The following is an 18,296-nucleotide window of genomic DNA, read 5'->3' as shown; positions in this document are numbered from 1 at the left end:
TGACTTGGTATATTATATAGTTGAGTTTAACCTAAAGCCTAGTATAAAATTATCCATTAACTAACTTATCTACAAAATGAAAAAAATGAAATTTTTAATTCAGACGGCACTACTAGTTGTAGTTGTATGTTTTTATTCTTGTAAAGAAAACAATACAGAAAAGATTACTGAGGCACCTGACAAGGATCCTGTAAGTGCTGAAAAACTGGCCCAGATAAAAGCTTTGGGCTTTAGCACAAATGGTGTCAAAAAGACCGCTAGTGGTTATATTGTCGAGGGTGATCTGCTGTTGACTGATGAAAATCTAACGGGGCTTTCTGCCGGTACAAGTTTGAATATTGCGGAAACTGAACAGTATAGGACTACAAACATAGTTAAGGGCCTACCCCGTGTAGTTACCATTTCTTTGACCAATCTGCCACAAAAGTTCAGTGATGCGGCCAATACGATGATTTCCAGATATAATTCCTTGGGACTTCGCTTAAGGTTTCAGCGCGCAGCAGCAGGTACGAAAGGAAATATTGACCTCTTCGGATTTTCTGAACCAGCTGACGAAAATGGGCTGGTAACGCTAGGCATTGGCAGTTTTCCTAATGCGTCAGGACAGCCAGGCAGTCAGATCCAAATGAACACACATCCTGATGCTTACGGAAGCAGAAGTACAGCATTCATAACATCTGTAATCCAACATGAAGTGGGACATTGCATCGGTTTCCGCCATACAGATTATTTCAACCGTGATTTCAGTTGCCCTTATGATGCAAGGACGAACAATGAAGGACAAGCGGGTGTCGGAGCCATCAGGATACCGGGAACGCCATCTGCAGCTGATGCCGGATCATTCATGCTGGCGTGTGCTGGCAGTGGGTCCGGAACCTTTAATGCTAATGATGTTATTGCACTCAATTATTTATACAAATAAATGTATACTAGGCTTTGTTTAAAAAAGAAAGTGTTCCCACAACAGTGGGGCGCTTTTTTTTTGAGATCGAAATTATATATACCTGCTCAAAGTATTGTTAACTATTTTTGAGCAGGCATATTGAAATAGATATCCTAAACTTGAACGGGTAGCCGCAAATATTGTCAGTTACAAAGGTGGTTTAATAAGAATTACATCATACTAAATCACTTGAACCTTTCTTTTCAAAAAGAACTTAACGACTATCCTTTTCTTTACAGCGGATTATCTAACTCTGGTCTCTTCCTTTTTTAATAAATTTTCCAGTGCTAAAACTTTATCGGGATATTTATCCGCAAGATTGGTTTTTTCTCCTAAATCGTTAGATAGGTTGTAAAGCTGTGCAGTGGGAAGATTGCCACTATCTGTATGGGTGTCTGCATAATATGCTTTACCCTTCGAAGGTCTGATGTATTTCCAGTTATCCTGTATAATGGCCAGTTGGTTACTTTGTTCGATCAAAACTGAACGGCCTACCTTATTTTTGCCAATCAATGCTTGCCACATATTTTGACTATCCATTGGTTCAGCAGGGATATTAAAATAACTGGCAAATGATTTAACCAGATCAACCTGCGAAATCATGGCATCACTTACTCCAGGTTTGATTTCTTTAGGCCAGGAAACGATAAAAGGCTCTCTGTTGCCTCCTTCTAAAATACTATATTTTCCTCCTCTTAATACCCCAGCTGGTGTATGGCCATTTAGCTGTTCTACATCTTTATCGAGGTACCCGTCATTAAGTACAGGGCCATTATCGCTGGTAAAAATGACGATGGTATTTTTATCCAATTTCAAAGATTTTAAACGTTTCATCAATTCTCCCACAGCCCAGTCTAATTGCAAGATCACATCTCCCCGGTAACCTAAATCACTTTTACCTTTGTTCATCGTTGCCGGCATTCTGGGCGCGTGTGGCTCTGTTAAAGCATAATACAATAAAAAAGGCTGAGTCTGGTGTTTTTCGACAAATTCTTGTGCTTTTGCCAAGAAAGTTAATGGCACTTCCTCGTCTGTCCAACGGGCTAGTTTACCACCTGTCATATAACCGATCCTACCAATGTTATTTACAATGGTTTGGTTATGACCCTGGTTCGGGGATGGAAACATCTTCAGTAATTCGGGATGTTCTTTGCCTATAGGGTCATTTCCAATCATTTTACCATAACTTACCGTTATCGGATCGTTAGGATCTAACCCAACTACCTTTTGGTTCTCTAAGAAAACTGTAGGCACACGATCTGCTGTTGCGGGGAAAATAAATGAATAGTCAAATCCTACTTCCCTTGGTCCGGGAGCAATTTCCTTATTCCAGTCTTTTTCTACCTGATTGCCTAAACCCAGGTGCCATTTGCCAACAAGGCCTGTAGTGTAACCCGCTTTTTTAAATATCGCAGGCAAAGCGGTACCATCAGTAGGTACAATTAAGGCAGCGTCGCCGGGCAAGATCCCGGTTCCGGATTTACGCCAGGCATATTGGCCTGTCATTAGTGAAAAACGAGATGGCGTGCAGGTTGATGCTGTAGCATGCGCATTGGTAAAACGTAATCCGTTTTTAGCCAGTGCATCTAAATTAGGCGTATGGATTTTGGTTGCGCCATAACAGCTTAAGTCTCCATAACCCAGGTCATCCGCGCAAATGATAATTACGTTAGGTTTGTTTTGTGCATAAAGGGCAAAGCCGGATAGTACAAAAAAGATTGTAGCAATAAATTTATTCATATTGATGATGTAAATGAGCATGTCTAAATGAAGTTTTTAATTCAGTCAGGTACAGACCTAAATAATATTGCATTTAGAACACGCTCTATAAATAATGATACTATTTAAGATTTGGGTTAATACTTACTTCTGATAGTGGAATTGGCCATAGTTCATCCTGACCAGTCCTAAAGTTTTTACTTGTTACAAACCACCTGCTGTAAGGGTCAACAGTTGTTCCGTTTTTCCTTAAATTCGTTGCCCCAGGATAGGCTGCACCGTAAAAGTTTCCTTTCAAAACCGTTCCAGCTATTTTCCATCTTAACAAATCCCACAGCCTAATACCTTCAAGGGCAAGTTCATTCCTTCTTTCTCTTCTTAAAATGGTTCTTAAATTGGCAGGATTGGTTTCAGTTACTTTAGGCATGCTTACGTCGGCTCTGCCCCTTACTTTATTAATGGTTGCATCTAGTAATGTTTGATCGATAGCTGAGCCAGCCTCTAGCTGACATTCTAAGTAACTCAATAATACCTCTGCATATCTAATTATAGGGAGATCGATACCACTATTTGCTAAATTACTGCCGCCAAAGGTTTCAGCAAGGAATTTGCGTGGTGCAAAGCCCGTACGGGTAGCCTGTTTACTTGTTGTAAGTTGATCTGGTGAAGAGGTATGGTCGGGATGGCAGTCATAAATTATATTTTTGAACAACTGGCCATTATAAAGCAACGTATACTTTAACCTTGGATCGCGATTTTGCCCTAAGTCGGCAGGATTGTAACGTGGATCTGTAAAAGAAAAAGGTGTGCCATCATTAAATTCGTAAGATTCTGCCAGGTTACCCAAGGGATTAGATAAATGATAACCACCTAAAGCTGCCGGATACATATGCAAGAGCATGGAATTTGGTCCCAGGTCTTGCTGATATTGTGTAGCAAAGATGATTTCCTTACTGCTCTCGTTGGTGCCATCAAACAGGCTGCTAAATTTGGGATCGATGATATTTTCGTTATAATCGATAATCTGTTTATAAACTGCGGCGCCATCAGCCCATTTTTGTTCTGCCATGTACAAACGGCCTAAAAAAGCCATTGCAACCTGCGCACTTGCTCTTCCTTTCTCAGAGGCTGGTATTGCGCCATATTTAGGTAAATCCGGGATAACTGTTTTTAACTCACTTTCTACATAATTTTGTACCTCTAGCACCGATGCCTTTTTTACGGTATTGGCTTCCTCTTTGGTAAGCACTTTAGTTACCAATGGTACCGATCCGAAATGTTGGGAAAGATAAAAATACTGGCAAGCCCTAATAAACCTGACTTCTGCCATATAACGTTTAAGTAACTTAGCATCTAAGGAAGTTGCTTTACTGATGTTTTCTAGAAAATAATTGCATCTCGCAATTTTACCGTAGCTAAAATTCCAAACCTGGCTCAAATTTGCATTTGAATTGGTTAGTGCACCATTAGTGAGTGTATTATAAGCTGAATTATCACCTCTTCTATCATATACATTATCGGTAGCAAACTCAGTAAACAAGAGTCCGTTGTAGGACCACCAGTCTGTGGGGTTAAACTCAACATCTGTTGCGGGAATGGTTAGCATTTGTATGTTTCCTCTATAAACGCCTGTAAGTGCTATGAGCACGTTTTGCGGAGTGGTCCAGAAGGTTTCGTTAGCAAAACTATCTAATGGTGTGGTATCGAGTTGTTTGCGGCACGATATTGAGCCAGTTAATAAGATGACGATGCTCAATGAATAAATATATTTTTTCATCTGTTTATTTTTTTGTCCTTGATGATGCCTCTATGATTTACTTTTCCGTTTATGGTATTAGTTAAAAGCCATTGAGTCTTCATTTATCGAGGAGTGTAAGGTTAAAAATTCGCGTTTAGTCCAAAAGTGTAATTAGCCATAATCGGATAATAAGCACCGCCACTGTTAATTTCAGGATCCCAGCCTTTAGGGTATTTATGAAATGAGATGGCATTTTGTGCACTGGCATTGATCCTTAAACTTTTTATAAGGGTGTTTTTGAACAATGTTGCTGGCAATGTGTAACCCAGTTGGATATTTCTAATTTTAAAATAACTTGCATCTAACAAGTAAAAGGAAGAAGCTAGTGTGTTTGGTGTACCCGCATTAGGTATCACCTGTAGCCTTGGATACTTTGCATTAGGGTTAGGGTTACTGGTTGTCCAGTGATCATCAGCCATGTATTGTTGAATGCTGCCGTTTCCAAAGAAGGCAAAACCAGCATATCCGTTTAATTGCCCTTTAACTTTAGCTACACCCTGTCCGTTGATTTGTAGGTCAAAATTTTTATAATTAAGCCCTATATTGAGTGCGAAAGTATATTTGGGAATTTGGCTCCCCAGATAGGTACGATCGTAGGTAGCGTCTACTTTACCATCCGGTAATCCATTGGGGCCGCTAATGTCCTTATACCGAATATCTCCTGGCTGCACCGTAGGGTTAATTGCTGTCTGAGTGGGGTAGCTGGCCACATCAGCCGGATTAACGAATATACCATCGGCAACATGACCATAGTATATATTTAGCGGGTAACCTATAAAAATAGTACTTCCATTACCTATCAGGCCATTTGGCTGATTGACGTTGCCAACACCCAAATCAAGTACTTTATTGGTGATAATGCTTAAGTTACCGCCCACATTGTAACTGAGTTCACCAATTTTATTACGGTAATCTAAAGTAAATTCAAAACCTTTATTGCTTAAACTGCCAGAGTTTACATTGCTAAGCGAAAAGCCCAGCACTCGCGACACACTGCCCGTTGGCACTACAAGGATATCATATGTGTACCTATCAAAATAAGTTGCCGAAAAATTCAGTGTTTTAAATAAGGTACCTTCAATACCGATATCTTTTGTACGGGTTGATTCCCATTTAATATTAGGGTCGACAACATTGTTTAATGCCGCACCTGGATAGATAACATTGCCAAATGAATAATTAAAACCTGATACTAATAATTCCTGGTAAGGATAATTTCCGATATTCTGGTTGCCCAATGTACCGTATGAAGCCTTAAATTTCAGTTCATTTAGCCACGAAAGCTTATTCTTCAAGAATTTCTCTTCAGAGATTCGCCATCCCACTGCCACCGCAGGGTAAGTAGCATATTTATTGCTAGGTCCAAATCTGGAAGAACCATCGTACCGTATCGTACCTTCTACCAGGTATCTATTCGCAAATGAATAATTTAAACGCCCAAAATAGGAATCTAATGCCGCCTCACTTGCAGTGCCATTATTGGTTTGTGTACTTGCATCACCTGCATTAAGCTCTGTTAAGGCATTGGTAAAGTAATTTCCTCTACTTGCTGCGTTTCGGCTGTTATAGTTATATTCAAAAGTATGCCCGGCTAAAACACCCAATTGATGTGCTCCAAAATTCTTTTTAAACTCTGCTAGTTGCTGGAATGTTTTATAATAGTTTAGCGTGCTTATTTGAGTTAAGTTACCAGGGCCGGTATTTACCAATGAATTAAGCCGTTGCGTAGACAGGTAGCGTTTTTCTGTGCCGCTCAACTGGGTGTAAGCACCAATAACAGAAAGGGTGAGTTCTGGTATAACTTTATAATCTATACGTTCATTAATTAACAGGTCAGTTTGTTTGTTTTTATAGAATGATTCATTATTCAAATAGGTGTATGGGGTGCCTTTGCCAATAAATCCCAAGCCATAATCGCCATTTGTAAGTTGGTTTACGTAAGTGGGAGGGGTCCTTACCGCCTGACCAATAGCAGTTAACATATCATTAAAATCCAGGTTGGCCGGTGGGGCAGGCTGGTTATCACTGTATTGGGCTGCGCTAACTCTCGACGTTAAGGTTAAGTTGTCTAATATTTTATTGGTTAAATTTAATCGAAGGTTATAACGGTTATAATTGTTCTTGGCTACAATTCCATCCTGATCTAATAATCCGAACGCGACCAGGTATTGCGTGTTTTTGGTGTTATTTGCAAAACTAAGGTTGTGACCTGTTTGAAATGCCGATTTTTTGAAAACCATATCAATCCAATTCGAATTCGGATAATTATTCGGGTCGCTTCCATCAGTAAATTTTTGAATTTCTGCTGCAGAGTAAGTACCTGGCTGAGCCTCGTTTATTAGTCGGGCATAATCTGTGGAATTCACGAAATTTGGATAGGCCGTAGGTTTTTGGAAACCTGCATAACCATTGTAATTGATTGCCAGTTTTCCATCTGCTCCCTGTCCTGTTTTGGTCGTGACTAAAATAACACCATTGGCAGCCCTTGATCCGTAGATTGCGGCAGTGGAGGCATCTTTTAATACCGATATACTGCTTACTTCATTGGGATTGATATCATTAAAAGAATTTACCGGAATACCGTCAACCAAAATAAACGGAACTGCACTGGCGCCAAATGATCCTAATCCTCTCACCTGGATATTGGCCCCATCTGAACCAGGCTGACCGCTCCTTTGAATTAGTGTTACCCCTGGTAGTTGGCCAGTTAAGGCATTGGAAAGAGATGGAGCTGTTCTGTTATTGATATCTTTGGCACTTACCTGGGCCACTGAACCGATTAAATTTTCTTTCTTCTGGCTACCATAACCTACCACAACTACATTTTGTAACTGATTTGCTGCTTCTTTAAGTACGATATCTAAAACACCACTTGAGCTTACATTGATTTCCTTACTTGAATAGCCAATCAACGATATAATAAGCGTAGATTTGCTATCTTTTAAGGTTAACATAAAATTTCCGTTTTTGTCTGTTCTCGTACCCTGGGTAGTTCCCTTTACCAGTACACTTACGTCGGGAAGGGCTTGGCCGGTAGTATCGGTTACCTTTCCTCTGATAACAATGTCGGCCACAGGGCTTAATACCTCATCCTTTTTAGAGATGATAATGTTTTTGCCCACCACTTTATAAATCAGGGAAGAGTTTTTCAAGCATTGCTCCATGATTGCCTCAATGTTTTGGTTGACTGCAGATACTGTAGATCTTGTCTCTTTTATATCTGTAGGACTATAGAAAAACACGTAAGCACTTTGCTTTTCAATAACCTTGAACAATTGTTGCAGTGGTTGGTTTTTTGCGTTTACTGTAATCTGTTGCCCAACACTTTTTGCATTGGTGTGCATGATTACAATAAATAATAAAAGTGTACTCAATTTCATATAGAGTGGAATAAAGTTTAGCCAATACTTGATTTTGGCCAACAAAAAATATATTTTCATTAACTTAGTGGTTTGAGTTGAAATTCTTGATTTTCTTAAGATTGGCGTTTCTAATCCTTGATTAGAAACGGGGAGCTCAATAAAACTTACCGTAAAAGTGTTGCATCACTTTTGCGGTTTTTATATTTTAATGCTCAGGTGGATTTATGTGTAGATGAGTTGCATAGTTTGTTGGTTTGGTTTTGGTTAGTTAATTGGTAACGGTTATCGTATTCCCATCCCGTTTTAGCTTTATTTTAGAAAACTTCAGGATGTTCAAAACTTCATCGAAATTTAAGGTTCGATAAATTTTACCAGAAAATCTTTTAGTAGCTACACTGCCCTGGTACTGAACTTTTATATCATACCATCTGCTCAGTTCCTGCATGATACTCACAACATCGGCATAATTAAATTTGAAGAATCCATTTTTCCAGGCAAGAACTTCCTCTATATCATCAACAGTGCCGACGATAATTTCTGGCTTCGTAGCATTTACAGTTGATTGTTGACCAGGCTTTAAAACTGCGGTACGGCCATTAAAATGGACTTTAACTTTTCCCTCAATGAGGGTTGTAGTTGCATCACCTTTTTCATTATAATTTTCTATGTTAAAGTGTGTGCCCAAAACTTCAATGCTTTGTTTGCCAGAAGTTACTATAAAAGGTTTTGTTGGGTCATGGGCTACCTCAAAATAAACCTGACCTGTCGTGGTAACAGCTCTTGTTTTACCTTGGAAAACCACAGGGAAATGTATAGAAGATTGCGCATCAAGCATTGCGAGGGTGCCATCAGCAAGTTTAACGGTATATTTTCCACCTCGTGGTGTGGTAATTGTATTATAGGAGTTTACGTTCTGGTTTTGGTTTGCAGCGAATACATAGGTTAATTCTCCATCTTTATTTTTTTGGATACGTACACCATTTTCCTGTTGGATCGCTCCATCTTTTAGGTTGTTTAAAATAATCTGATGGCCACTGGCCAATGTTAACGTCGCGTTATTGCCACCTGGAGGAATACTCGTTAGGTGTTTAGCTGATTTACCTGCTGGTAGGGGGGCTTCAGTATTCCGATAAGAATAATACAGTCCAAATACTATGATCAGTGATGCGGCTGCGCCAATAAGCCATCTGCCAGTATAATTGCGTTTTTTTAGAGAAGTACGAGTATCTATCTGAGACCACATCGCCAGTTTGGTTTGCGCTAACCGATTTTGGTCAGGCTTAATCAGATTCTCTTTACTTTTGGCAAAGTGGTTATATTCTTGTTCTATTGCGGCTCTTTCTTCTTCACTGCAGTGGCCTGACAGGTATTTTTCGAGTAGCTGATCTTTGTTTTTGTCCAAAATAAATTCTCCTTTATATACTTAGGACAATTTGCTTAAGGCAATGTTGTATTGGAGAATTAATTTATTTAGAAAAATAAAATTCGTAAGCCTTCCAGTCTCAATCTTAGAATCTTAATGGCTTTGTTCATCTGTGTTTTCACCGTTAAATCAGAAATACCTAAGGTTGTTGAAATTTCCTTATATGACAATTGGTCTTTACGCTTTAGCAGAAAAACTGTTCTCATTTTTGGTGGTAGCTTTTCAATTTCACTTTCTATCAATGCCTCAAGCTCCTTTTCACGTATTAAATAATCAGTTTGTATGGTTTCGGATTCCTCGGAGTTGGCCAATGTATTAAAATGGTTCGCTTTTACCTTTTCCTTTTTGAAAACATTGAGAATCCGATTTCGAGTAGCGGCATATAAAAAACCTTTAATGGAGGATTGAATAATCAAGGTGTCCCTTTTTTCCCATAGCATGACAAAAACATCCTGAACAACATCCTGAGCTTGTTGTTCATCGTTCAACATCCGCTCGGCATGAAGCAATAAGGGTAGCCAATAATATTCATAAATTTGAATAAATGCTTTCCTGTCGCCTCCGATTAAAGCGTTTAAAAGTGATTTCTCAGTTATAGACGACATTTCTGTCATAGAGCAATTTGGTTAAGCTTCTCGGGCCAGGAAAACCCAAAATCAGCAAGCCAAATGTAATGATTTTACTTTTTTAAATCCAAGAAGAATGGGGGAATCTAAAACTGTTCCATGATCAGTCTTATGCCGAATTTGTTTGTCAAAATATTTATCTGATCCAAACTAAAGCAGGAAAGTTATAATTGGTATGAGTTGTAGCAAAATAGGCATTAACGTACCGGTTCATTTTTCCGATAATTTCTATCAAACGAAGAGCAATAGTATTTGCCGGTGCTTTGTGTGGGTATTTTGAACTGATGTCAGTTAGATTTCTATCTGCGAAGGCTGATTGACGATGAGTATTCTATCACTCTTAATGGGCAGATACCCCAGATCAAAGCAAAAATGATAGATGTCGCCATCTAAAGTGGTATAATAACTGGTCATAAATTTAAAATTGAAGCCTTGTTTTTCAAGCATACTTTTTTTAACTGTTATTTTCTCTCCAGCACTAAGTTTACGAAGTATACGGTAGTTTTTCAGGATAACCTTGGGTATCTCCTGGATGAAGGGCGGATCAATTGCAGCTTCTTTTTGCCTTCGGCGATTATTGAAACTGGTGCGGCAAAGGTCGCTGCAAAAGCGTTTATCTGTTCTCCCGTGGAGTATTTCATTACATTCTTCGCAATGGATCTTGATTGGGGCGATGTCGGTCTTCATAATTTAAGCGTTGATGATTCATTATTGAATTTAAGTATTATCTGCCAAAAGTGGTAATTCTCTCAGCTTCTAATAAGTATGAAACATTTACTGCTAACCGATTTTAAACGTTTATAATCGGTTAATTTCCGTTTAAAATGTAATTGTGATGCAGCTTTGGGTTAATCAATTTTTTATGCTATGAAAAACAGAACGATTGCCACAGAAACATTTAATTCCGGAAGAAGGAATTTTTTTCTTGATTTTAAGACAGCGAGGAATAATACTAACTATATCCAGATAACCAGAAGTGACGAGCAGCAGGATGGTAGTTACAACATGCGTAGGATAGTTGTTTTTCAAGAAGATTTTGAATTCCTGATTTCGGCGTTTTGTTCGCTGTTTACCACTGCCACGCAGATTGAAGAAAAGGAAAAGTCTGTACTTGATTTATTTCATGAAAATAAACAGGAACGTATCTATGGGATAAAGGGGCTTCCTGTGGAGTTAAGGCCCAGGGAGAAACTTCTTTTATCAGGAGGAGACAAGATGAAAACTGCTGAGTTGCTGGCGATACTAATTGGCTCAGGGACACCTGACAACAGTGCCTTGGATATCGGCGATCAGATATTTAAAGCCGGTGGGTCTGATCTGAGATGTCTGGCGGCGGTACGACATGCAGATTTATCAAGGTTCAAGGGTATTGGTTCAGCCCGATCCAGTGTTGTGCTGGCAGCTATCGAGCTGGGGAGAAGAATTTTTAGTTAGGCTTGATTTTTAATGTTTTTCATTGACTGAGTATTTCCTACTAACTTGATAATACCTCGGAAGCAAATCGCCTCCGAGGTGCGTTTGCTTGCTTATATTATGTCAGGTCTGAAGCCAATCCGTTGTCTTGGAACAGCTTCAGGAACCTTTGGTGAAATGAGCTCATCTAGGTATTTAAATACAAGTTCCAGATTTTTGTCCTGATTGTCCAGACGGCTTTTGATCTTATCGATTTCTTGTTTTAAAACTATGCTTTGCGCAATCGTTGAACGAATTTTAGTAAATGTCCTGATGATTTCGATGTTGACCAGAATGGCCCGTTCACTGTTCAGAACACTTGAAAGCATTGCAACTCCCTGTTCTGTAAAAGCCATAGTCCGATATTTCGAATACGTTCCATGTCCTAAGGTGCCAAATTGGCTCCTTAGGATTTTCTGTTCGTCATCACTAAGTTCAAACATAAAATCAGCAGGGAATCTTAAAAGGTTTCTCTTTACCTGCCGCTTAAGCTGTTTGGTTTCGACCTGGTAAAGATTAGATAAATCACTGTCCAGCATTACTTTTTGATTTCTTATGTGGTATATTTTGCCAGTGATCGTTTCTTCGGTGATCGGGTGTTGTGGGTTATTTTCCATTATTATTAGTTATAGTGTAGTTGTAGATGGTATTTTTGGCTAAAGGTTTTGCTCTCGCAAGCTTCTCTTTCAGCATTGCCATGTCTCTGCCCACTTTTACATCCAGGGTTTTGGCGTAGTGCTGTGTTGTCCTTATGTCCTTATGTCCCAGCATTTTACTTACTGTTTCGATGGGGACTCCGTTCTGAAGGGTTATTGTTGTAGCAAAAGTATGGCGGGCAATATGATAGGATAGGGGAATTTTAATGCCACATACATCTGCGATTTCTTTGAGGTAGGCATTCATTTTTTGATTGGAGCTAACCGGGAAAGCTTTATCCAGATCAACACAAAGTGGATGATTTTCATATTTGTCGAGCAAGGCCACGGCTTTAGGTAAAAGCGGTACACGGGTTGGAGTGCCTGTCTTCTGCCTATTAATCATAATCCACTTTTCATCCCCATTTTTGTTAATGATTTCACACCTTTTCAACTGGTAAATATCAATGTAGGCAAGTCCAGTGTAGCAGCTGAAAAGAAATATATCTTTTACACGGTTCAGTCGTTCGTTAGTAAATTCGCGCATTTCCAAAGAACTTACTTGCTCCTCAGAGAGGCAGGGTCTTTCAATAACTCTTACTTTGGCTTTGAAGTTTGCAAACGGATCTCTATATAGCCAGCCATTTGCCAAACATCTTTTGATGATTTTTTTAAGATTTTTAATATACTTTACTGCCGAGTTATTATTGCATTTTCTGGTTGTCCTTAAAAAGAATTCGTAGTTCGTCAGGAACTGGTGATCAATTTTTTTGATGTCAATGTCATGGACTTTATGTTTTTCCTGAAGATATTGCCGCAAGTGTCTAAGTGCCGTCTGGTAACGTAGCAGCGTCATTGGTGCGAATTCTATGCCCACTAGTTCTGCCATTTCTCTATTGTGGTCTTCAAAAACTTCTACTAGTTTTCTTACTTTGCTTCCTTTTCCCAGAAAATCATCCGCCAAAGTTTTGGCCGTCACCTCGTCACCGATCATGATTAGGTTACGATGTGATTCATGAACCTTTGATTCTAATTGTCTTAGGTATTGGTTGATGGTTTTTGCATGGGCAGAATTTCCCGCTACTTTGCCATTCAACCAGTCGGTATCTGCGCATTGTTTGCCTGTTGCAAGATCGACGCGTTTTTTTTCGATTGTAATCCTCATGTAGATGGAGGAAATACCCTCTTGATCTGTCTTTGCTTTTTTTAAAAAGTAAAGTAAACTGAAATTTCTTTTCATAAAAGTAATCTTAAAGGTGAAATAAAGTTAAGATTGCAGTCAAAAAAAGTCAAGATGTGTACGAGGTAAACTAGTTGATTAACAATCGATTAACCCCTAAAGCGGTGAGTCCGAAACTTTCGTAGTTCTACTCACCGCTTTACTCACCTCGCATATGCGTTATTTGGTCAAAAAAGCCACTAAATACCAAAAAACAAAAGCCTGCAAATCGTTGATTTGCAGGCTTTTAATGTTTTTCAGTGATTTTTGATACTGATTTCAGTGGAGCCGAAGGGAGTCGAACCCTTGTCCAGTTGTGAGATAAATTATACCTTCTACATGCTTATTTTTCAATTGATTTTAGGGAAATAAACGGGCTGAAAACCGACCTTATTTAAATCCTTAGATACTTTGTCTCACTTTAAGTCGTATCTCCTTAAAGCCAGCTTTGTTGTTTCGATGCCCCGGATTCTAACCCAACAATGCAGCAGTTAGAGGGACAAAAGCTAGTTAGTTCTAAACTAAGCAGCTAAGGCGTAAGTATTTTCGCCAACTAAAATGTGAACGTTCACTTTAAGTGCTCTCCGTACAACGCACTGCATGCTAACATAACCTTCGCCACCCTGTCAAATCCAAGAACGGCCCCAGTTTAATTTGCGGTTATCAGTTTGCAGCTGCCTGGTCTTGGCAACACATCAAACAGATTAACCAATGCAAATATACAAATAAAATGCCAAATAATAGCTGTAAACTAATATTTGGCATCTAAAACTGAAAACTGGAAATTGCCAACTGCAAACTATACCGTTCTTCCAGGGTATTGCTGCAAGGCTACTTCCAGGCAGTCCATAGCTGCGTTTAAATCATCGGTATTTAATACGTATGCCATACGCACTTCGTTTTTACCAGAACCTGGGGTAGAGTAGAAGCCCGTTGCAGGTGCCATCATTACCGTTTGGTTATTGTGGTTAAAATCCTCTAAAATCCATTGACAGAATTGATCCGCATCATCAATTGGGAATTTTGCGACTACGTAAAATGCACCACCTGGATTAGGACAGAAAACACCTTCTATTTGATTTAACCGGCCAACTAAAGTATCGCGGCGTAAAGTATATTCGGTATTTACTTTTTCAAAATAACTATCCGGTGTATCTACAGCCGCTGCACCCGCAATTTGTTCAACCATGCCCGGGCTTAATCTTGCCTGCGCAAATTTTAATCCTGATGCGATAACTTCCTTGTTTTTGGTAATTAAACAACCTAAACGTGCACCACAAGCGCTGTAACGTTTAGAAACCGTATCCATTATGACCACATTTTCATCTAAGCCATCTAAATGCATTGGAGAAATAAATTCCCTTCCATCGTAACAGAATTCACGATAAGCTTCGTCAGAGAATAAAAACAGATCGTATTTAACACAAAGTGTTTTTAATGCCTCTAATTCTGCTCTTGAATATAAATAACCAGTCGGGTTATTGGGGTTACAGATAATGATCGCCTTTGTTTTTTCTGTAATCAATTTTTCGAATTCGGCAATTGGCGGTAAGGCAAAACCATTTTCAATATAAGAAAGGATTGGTTTTACCACCACATTGCTCATACAGGCAAAACCATTATAATTGGCATAAAAAGGTTCAGGAATGATAATTTCGTCGCCCTCGTTTACGCAGGTTTGCATCGCAATGGTGATGGCCTCAGAGCCACCAACTGTTACCAAAATATTTTCAGGTGTAATATTGTAACCCAGTTTATTGTAATATTCGGTCAGTTTTAAACGGTACGCAAGTGTACCTTCTGATGGTGTATAAGCCCAAACATTAAAATCAATATTTTTGATGGCATTTAACATTCCTTCAGGTGTTTCTATATCGGGTTGACCAATATTTAAATGGAAAACTTTTTTACCATCTTTTTTAGCTTGATCTGCAAATGGAGTTAACTTTCTGATTGGCGATGCAGGCATCTGCACGCCTTTTTGTGAAATTTTTGGCATGGCACAAAAATAAAAAAGTCCCGATGAAAATCGGGACTTTTTAAATATTATCGTTTAAAAAATTATTTTGAAGCTGCGGCAACGGTTTCACCTTTAATGTAAAGCACTTTAATTGGTGTTTTAGCATTTGAAGTAATGGTTACGGTTTTCGAAAAACTAGATGGACCAGCAGCAGCGTTAAACGTTACCGAAATAACACCAGTTTCACCTTTTTTCAATGGAGTAGAAGTGTATTTAGGTACTGTACATCCACAGCTTGCTTCAGCTTTGGTAATAATTAAAGGTTCTTCGCCAACGTTGGTGTATTTAAAATCGTATGTTACTGGTTTGTTCAAAACAATTTTACCGAAATCGTGCGTCTCCGATTCAAATTTAAACTCTGCAGGTTTAGTTTGTGCATTTACAGCAATACCTAAACCTAAAACAAAAGCGAATAATACTAAGATCTTTTTCATGTTATGTGGTTGTAATTTATTTTTTAAATTCTAAAACAAATTTAATGTTTTCATATTAAAACAAAAACTATTCCAAATATATTTTACAAATCCATATATAATTTTACAATGGAGGATAAAGGCAAACTTTTAATTTTGTATATATTTGCCGCAACCAATCTTTGATTACTATGCCGAATGAAAAATTGATGACCAACACTATTGATGCTTCCGAACTCAGTTTTAACGATTTTAAATCGATCGTGATAAACGACTACAAAATAGCCTTTGAAAGTAGGCAGGCCAGCGTTTTAGGCCGTAGAGAAGTATTAACAGGGAAGGCTAAATTTGGTATTTTCGGCGATGGGAAAGAAGTGCCCCAGGTGGCTATGGCGAAAGCTTTTAAAAACGGCGACTGGCGTTCGGGTTATTACCGCGATCAAACTTTTGCCTTTGCTACAGGCATTTCTACCATTAAAGAATTTTTTGCACAGCTTTACGCCAATCCAACCGAAGGAGCAGATCCCTTTTCTGGCGGGAGGCAAATGAACTGCCATTTTGCAACAAAATCAGTTAATGAAGATGGCAGCTGGAACGATTTAACGCAGATTAAAAACTGCTCATCAGATATTTCTCCAACAGGTGGCCAGATGGCCCGTTTGGTTGGTTTGGCTTATGCTTCTAAATTATTCAGACAAAATAAAGAACTCGATTACCTGAAAAACTTTTCGGTAAACGGAAATGAAGTTGCTTTTGGTACCATTGGCAATGCCTCAACTTCGGAAGGGGTATTTTTTGAAGCCATTAATGCAGCAGGCGTCTTACAGATACCGATGGCCATTTCGATTTGGGATGATGCCTATGGTATTTCGGTTCCGGCAAAATATCAAACTACAAAAGAAGATATTTCTGAAGTGTTAAAAGGTTTTCAGCGTGATGCTGATCAGCCAGGATATGAAATTTATAAAGTAAAAGGCTGGGATTATCCCGCTTTATGTGAGGTATATGAAAAAGCAATACATGTTTGTAGAGATGAACATGTACCTGTTTTAATTCACGTGACCGAACTTACTCAACCCCAGGGACATTCTACTTCTGGCTCGCATGAAAGATACAAGTCAAAGGATCGTTTATCCTGGGAAACCGAGCACGATTGTATCCTGAAAATGCGTGCCTGGATGCTCGATTCGGCGGTAGCAACCGAAGAGGAGATTGCAGAAATTGAAAAAGAAGCAAAGGTTTTTGTACGTAATGCACAAAAAGAAGCCTGGAATGAGTTTTTGGATAGTATTAAACCCGAACAAAAACAAGTAATTGATTTAATTAGTGGCGTAGCTAAACATCAACCTGAGCTGGCTAAAATTGCAGCAAGCCTGGCTTCAACGGCCGATGCACAGCGAAGGGAAGTTTTTACTGCAGCCCGGAAAGCCATACGTTTATCGGCTAGTTTTAACTCTCCTGAACGGAATGAGCTGTTGGCATGGTACAAACAACAGGCTAAGTTTAATTACGACCGTTATAATTCTAAACTGCATACCAACGGTAAAGAAAGCCCGGATATGATTGCAGTGGTTAACGCGGCTTATGATGAGCAATCGAAAATGGTTGACGGCAGGGAAGTGCTTAATGCCTGCTTTAACGAAAATTTTGCCCGCGATCCGCGTTTAGTAGCTTTTGGAGAAGATTTAGGGAATATTGGTGATGTAAATCAGGGTTTTGCTGGTTTGCAGGCCAAATATGGTGAACTGAGAATTACCGATACCGGAATCAGGGAAATGACCATTATGGGGCAGGGTATTGGTTTGGCCATGAGGGGCTTAAAACCGATTGCCGAAATACAATACCTGGATTATTTAATTTTTGCACTAAATGTACTGAGCGATGATTTAGCGTCACTTTCATACCGTACCAAAGGGATTCAGAAGGCACCCGTTATTGTGCGTACCCGTGGCCATCGTTTGGAAGGAATCTGGCATTCGGGATCACCAATCAGCATGATTTTAGGTGCCTTAAGAGGGATGCATTTGTGTGTACCCAGAAATATGACCCAGGCTGCCGGGATGTACAACACCCTTTTCAGGGCTGATGAACCTGCAGTAGTAATTGAGTGTTTAAACGGTTACCGGCTTAAAGAAAAACTACCGGTTAATGTTGGCGAATTTACGGTTCCATTAGGCAAAGCTGAGGTTTTAGAAGAAGGAACTGATATTACGGTAATCTCGTATGGTTCTTCATTAAGAATTGTCCAGGAAGCGGCAGAAGAATTGAGTTTATTGGGTATTTCAGTAGAAATTATAGATCCGCAAACACTATTGCCTTTCGATACCACACAGGTTTGTGTCAACTCGCTTGCCAAAACCAATAAATTACTGGTGGTGGATGAAGATGTTCCCGGAGGTGCATCGGCATATATCCTGCAAAAGGTACTGGAAGAACAAAAAGGTTATTTCCATTTAGATGGTCAGCCGAAAACATTGTCTGCTAAAGCACATCGTCCGCCGTTTGGATCAGATGGTGATTATTTCAGTAAACCATCGGTTGATGATGTTATTGAAACCATTTACCAGATGATGCATGATGCCAATCCTGTTAAATATCCTTCATTTTTTTAATAGCGTAGATAAGCTAAAAGATTTAACCCGCTGAATAATTTAAAGGGTTTACAATCAGTTTCTTATTTGGTTGA

General features: G+C 39.2%; 13 protein-coding genes and 1 other RNA gene. 3 read left to right on the top strand and 11 right to left on the bottom strand.

Features of this window, described 5'->3' with window-relative positions:
- Positions 1-76 precede the first annotated feature (76 nt).
- Positions 77-922, top strand: coding sequence for a hypothetical protein (locus CA265_11735; GenBank protein ARS40286.1), 846 nt, complete (start codon positions 77-79; stop codon positions 920-922).
- 264 nt (positions 923-1,186) lie between these two features.
- Here CA265_11735 and CA265_11730 read toward each other — a convergent pair whose 3' ends face one another.
- The 6 genes from CA265_11730 to CA265_11705 form a co-directional block, all read right to left on the bottom strand.
- Complete coding sequence (locus CA265_11730) at positions 1,187-2,683, bottom strand: arylsulfatase (GenBank protein ID ARS40285.1); 1,497 nt, start codon at positions 2,681-2,683, stop codon at positions 1,187-1,189.
- A gap of 100 nt (positions 2,684-2,783) precedes the next feature.
- Positions 2,784-4,439 carry a RagB/SusD family nutrient uptake outer membrane protein gene (locus CA265_11725; GenBank protein ARS40284.1) on the bottom strand — a complete coding sequence of 552 codons (1,656 nt, stop codon included), beginning with the start codon at positions 4,437-4,439 and terminating at the stop codon, positions 2,784-2,786.
- 101 nt (positions 4,440-4,540) lie between these two features.
- Positions 4,541-7,900, bottom strand: coding sequence for a hypothetical protein (locus CA265_11720; GenBank protein ARS40283.1), 3,360 nt, complete (start codon positions 7,898-7,900; stop codon positions 4,541-4,543).
- Between the two features lie 190 nt (positions 7,901-8,090).
- Positions 8,091-9,224, bottom strand: coding sequence for a hypothetical protein (locus CA265_11715; protein ID ARS40282.1), 1,134 nt, complete (start codon positions 9,222-9,224; stop codon positions 8,091-8,093).
- A gap of 68 nt (positions 9,225-9,292) precedes the next feature.
- The gene (locus tag CA265_11710) at positions 9,293-9,859 is read right to left on the bottom strand and encodes a hypothetical protein (GenBank protein ARS40281.1); all 567 of its coding nucleotides are present in this window, start codon (positions 9,857-9,859) and stop codon (positions 9,293-9,295) included.
- Positions 9,860-10,162: 303 nt separating this feature from the next.
- On the bottom strand, positions 10,163-10,558 hold the full coding sequence (locus CA265_11705; GenBank protein ARS40280.1) for a hypothetical protein: 396 nt from the start codon (positions 10,556-10,558) through the stop codon (positions 10,163-10,165).
- A gap of 180 nt (positions 10,559-10,738) precedes the next feature.
- On the opposite strand from CA265_11705, the gene CA265_11700 reads away from it, so the two are divergent.
- A complete protein-coding gene (locus CA265_11700; GenBank protein ARS40279.1) occupies positions 10,739-11,305 on the top strand; it encodes a hypothetical protein in 567 nt (188 codons plus the stop codon).
- Between the two features lie 92 nt (positions 11,306-11,397).
- On the opposite strand, the gene CA265_11695 is transcribed toward CA265_11700, so the two are convergent.
- From CA265_11695 to CA265_11675, 5 genes are all read right to left on the bottom strand, one after another.
- A complete protein-coding gene (locus CA265_11695) occupies positions 11,398-11,940 on the bottom strand; it encodes a DNA-binding protein (GenBank protein ID ARS40278.1) in 543 nt (180 codons plus the stop codon).
- A complete protein-coding gene (locus tag CA265_11690) occupies positions 11,930-13,198 on the bottom strand; it encodes a recombinase (GenBank protein ARS40277.1) in 1,269 nt (422 codons plus the stop codon). The genes CA265_11695 and CA265_11690 overlap by 11 nt, the downstream gene beginning before the upstream one ends.
- A 259-nt stretch (positions 13,199-13,457) precedes the next feature.
- Positions 13,458-13,823, bottom strand: a transfer-messenger RNA (tmRNA) gene (ssrA, locus tag CA265_11685).
- Between the two features lie 153 nt (positions 13,824-13,976).
- A complete protein-coding gene (locus CA265_11680) occupies positions 13,977-15,176 on the bottom strand; it encodes an aspartate aminotransferase (protein ARS40276.1) in 1,200 nt (399 codons plus the stop codon).
- 62 nt (positions 15,177-15,238) lie between these two features.
- Positions 15,239-15,631: a hypothetical protein gene (locus CA265_11675; GenBank protein ID ARS40275.1), complete on the bottom strand. Its 393-nt coding sequence runs from the start codon at positions 15,629-15,631 to the stop codon at positions 15,239-15,241.
- Between the two features lie 188 nt (positions 15,632-15,819).
- Here CA265_11675 and CA265_11670 point away from each other — a divergent pair, with 188 nt between their 5' ends.
- Complete coding sequence (locus CA265_11670) at positions 15,820-18,222, top strand: transketolase (GenBank protein ID ARS42968.1); 2,403 nt, start codon at positions 15,820-15,822, stop codon at positions 18,220-18,222.
- The last annotated feature ends 74 nt before the right edge of the window (positions 18,223-18,296 follow it).

Source organism: Sphingobacteriaceae bacterium GW460-11-11-14-LB5, assembly GCA_002151545.1.
Classification (GTDB): Bacteria; Bacteroidota; Bacteroidia; order Sphingobacteriales; family Sphingobacteriaceae; genus Pedobacter.
Note: the sequence above shows the minus strand (reverse complement) of the source record. Positions and strands in the feature narration are given on the sequence as shown.

What these genes read in the sequence shown, in the direction of transcription:
- CA265_11735 (ARS40286.1), top strand. Translation starts at nt 77, where the DNA reads ATGAAAAAAATGAAATTTTTAATTCAGACGGCACTACTAGTTGTAGTT.
- CA265_11730 (ARS40285.1), bottom strand. Translation starts at nt 2,683, where the DNA reads ATGAATAAATTTATTGCTACAATCTTTTTTGTACTATCCGGCTTTGCC.
- CA265_11725 (ARS40284.1), bottom strand. Translation starts at nt 4,439, where the DNA reads ATGAAAAAATATATTTATTCATTGAGCATCGTCATCTTATTAACTGGC.
- CA265_11720 (ARS40283.1), bottom strand. Translation starts at nt 7,900, where the DNA reads ATGAAAATATATTTTTTGTTGGCCAAAATCAAGTATTGGCTAAACTTT.
- CA265_11710 (ARS40281.1), bottom strand. Translation starts at nt 9,859, where the DNA reads ATGACAGAAATGTCGTCTATAACTGAGAAATCACTTTTAAACGCTTTA.
- CA265_11705 (ARS40280.1), bottom strand. Translation starts at nt 10,558, where the DNA reads ATGAAGACCGACATCGCCCCAATCAAGATCCATTGCGAAGAATGTAAT.
- CA265_11700 (ARS40279.1), top strand. Translation starts at nt 10,739, where the DNA reads ATGAAAAACAGAACGATTGCCACAGAAACATTTAATTCCGGAAGAAGG.
- CA265_11695 (ARS40278.1), bottom strand. Translation starts at nt 11,940, where the DNA reads ATGGAAAATAACCCACAACACCCGATCACCGAAGAAACGATCACTGGC.
- CA265_11690 (ARS40277.1), bottom strand. Translation starts at nt 13,198, where the DNA reads ATGAAAAGAAATTTCAGTTTACTTTACTTTTTAAAAAAAGCAAAGACA.
- CA265_11680 (ARS40276.1), bottom strand. Translation starts at nt 15,176, where the DNA reads ATGCCAAAAATTTCACAAAAAGGCGTGCAGATGCCTGCATCGCCAATC.
- CA265_11675 (ARS40275.1), bottom strand. Translation starts at nt 15,631, where the DNA reads ATGAAAAAGATCTTAGTATTATTCGCTTTTGTTTTAGGTTTAGGTATT.
- CA265_11670 (ARS42968.1), top strand. Translation starts at nt 15,820, where the DNA reads ATGACCAACACTATTGATGCTTCCGAACTCAGTTTTAACGATTTTAAA.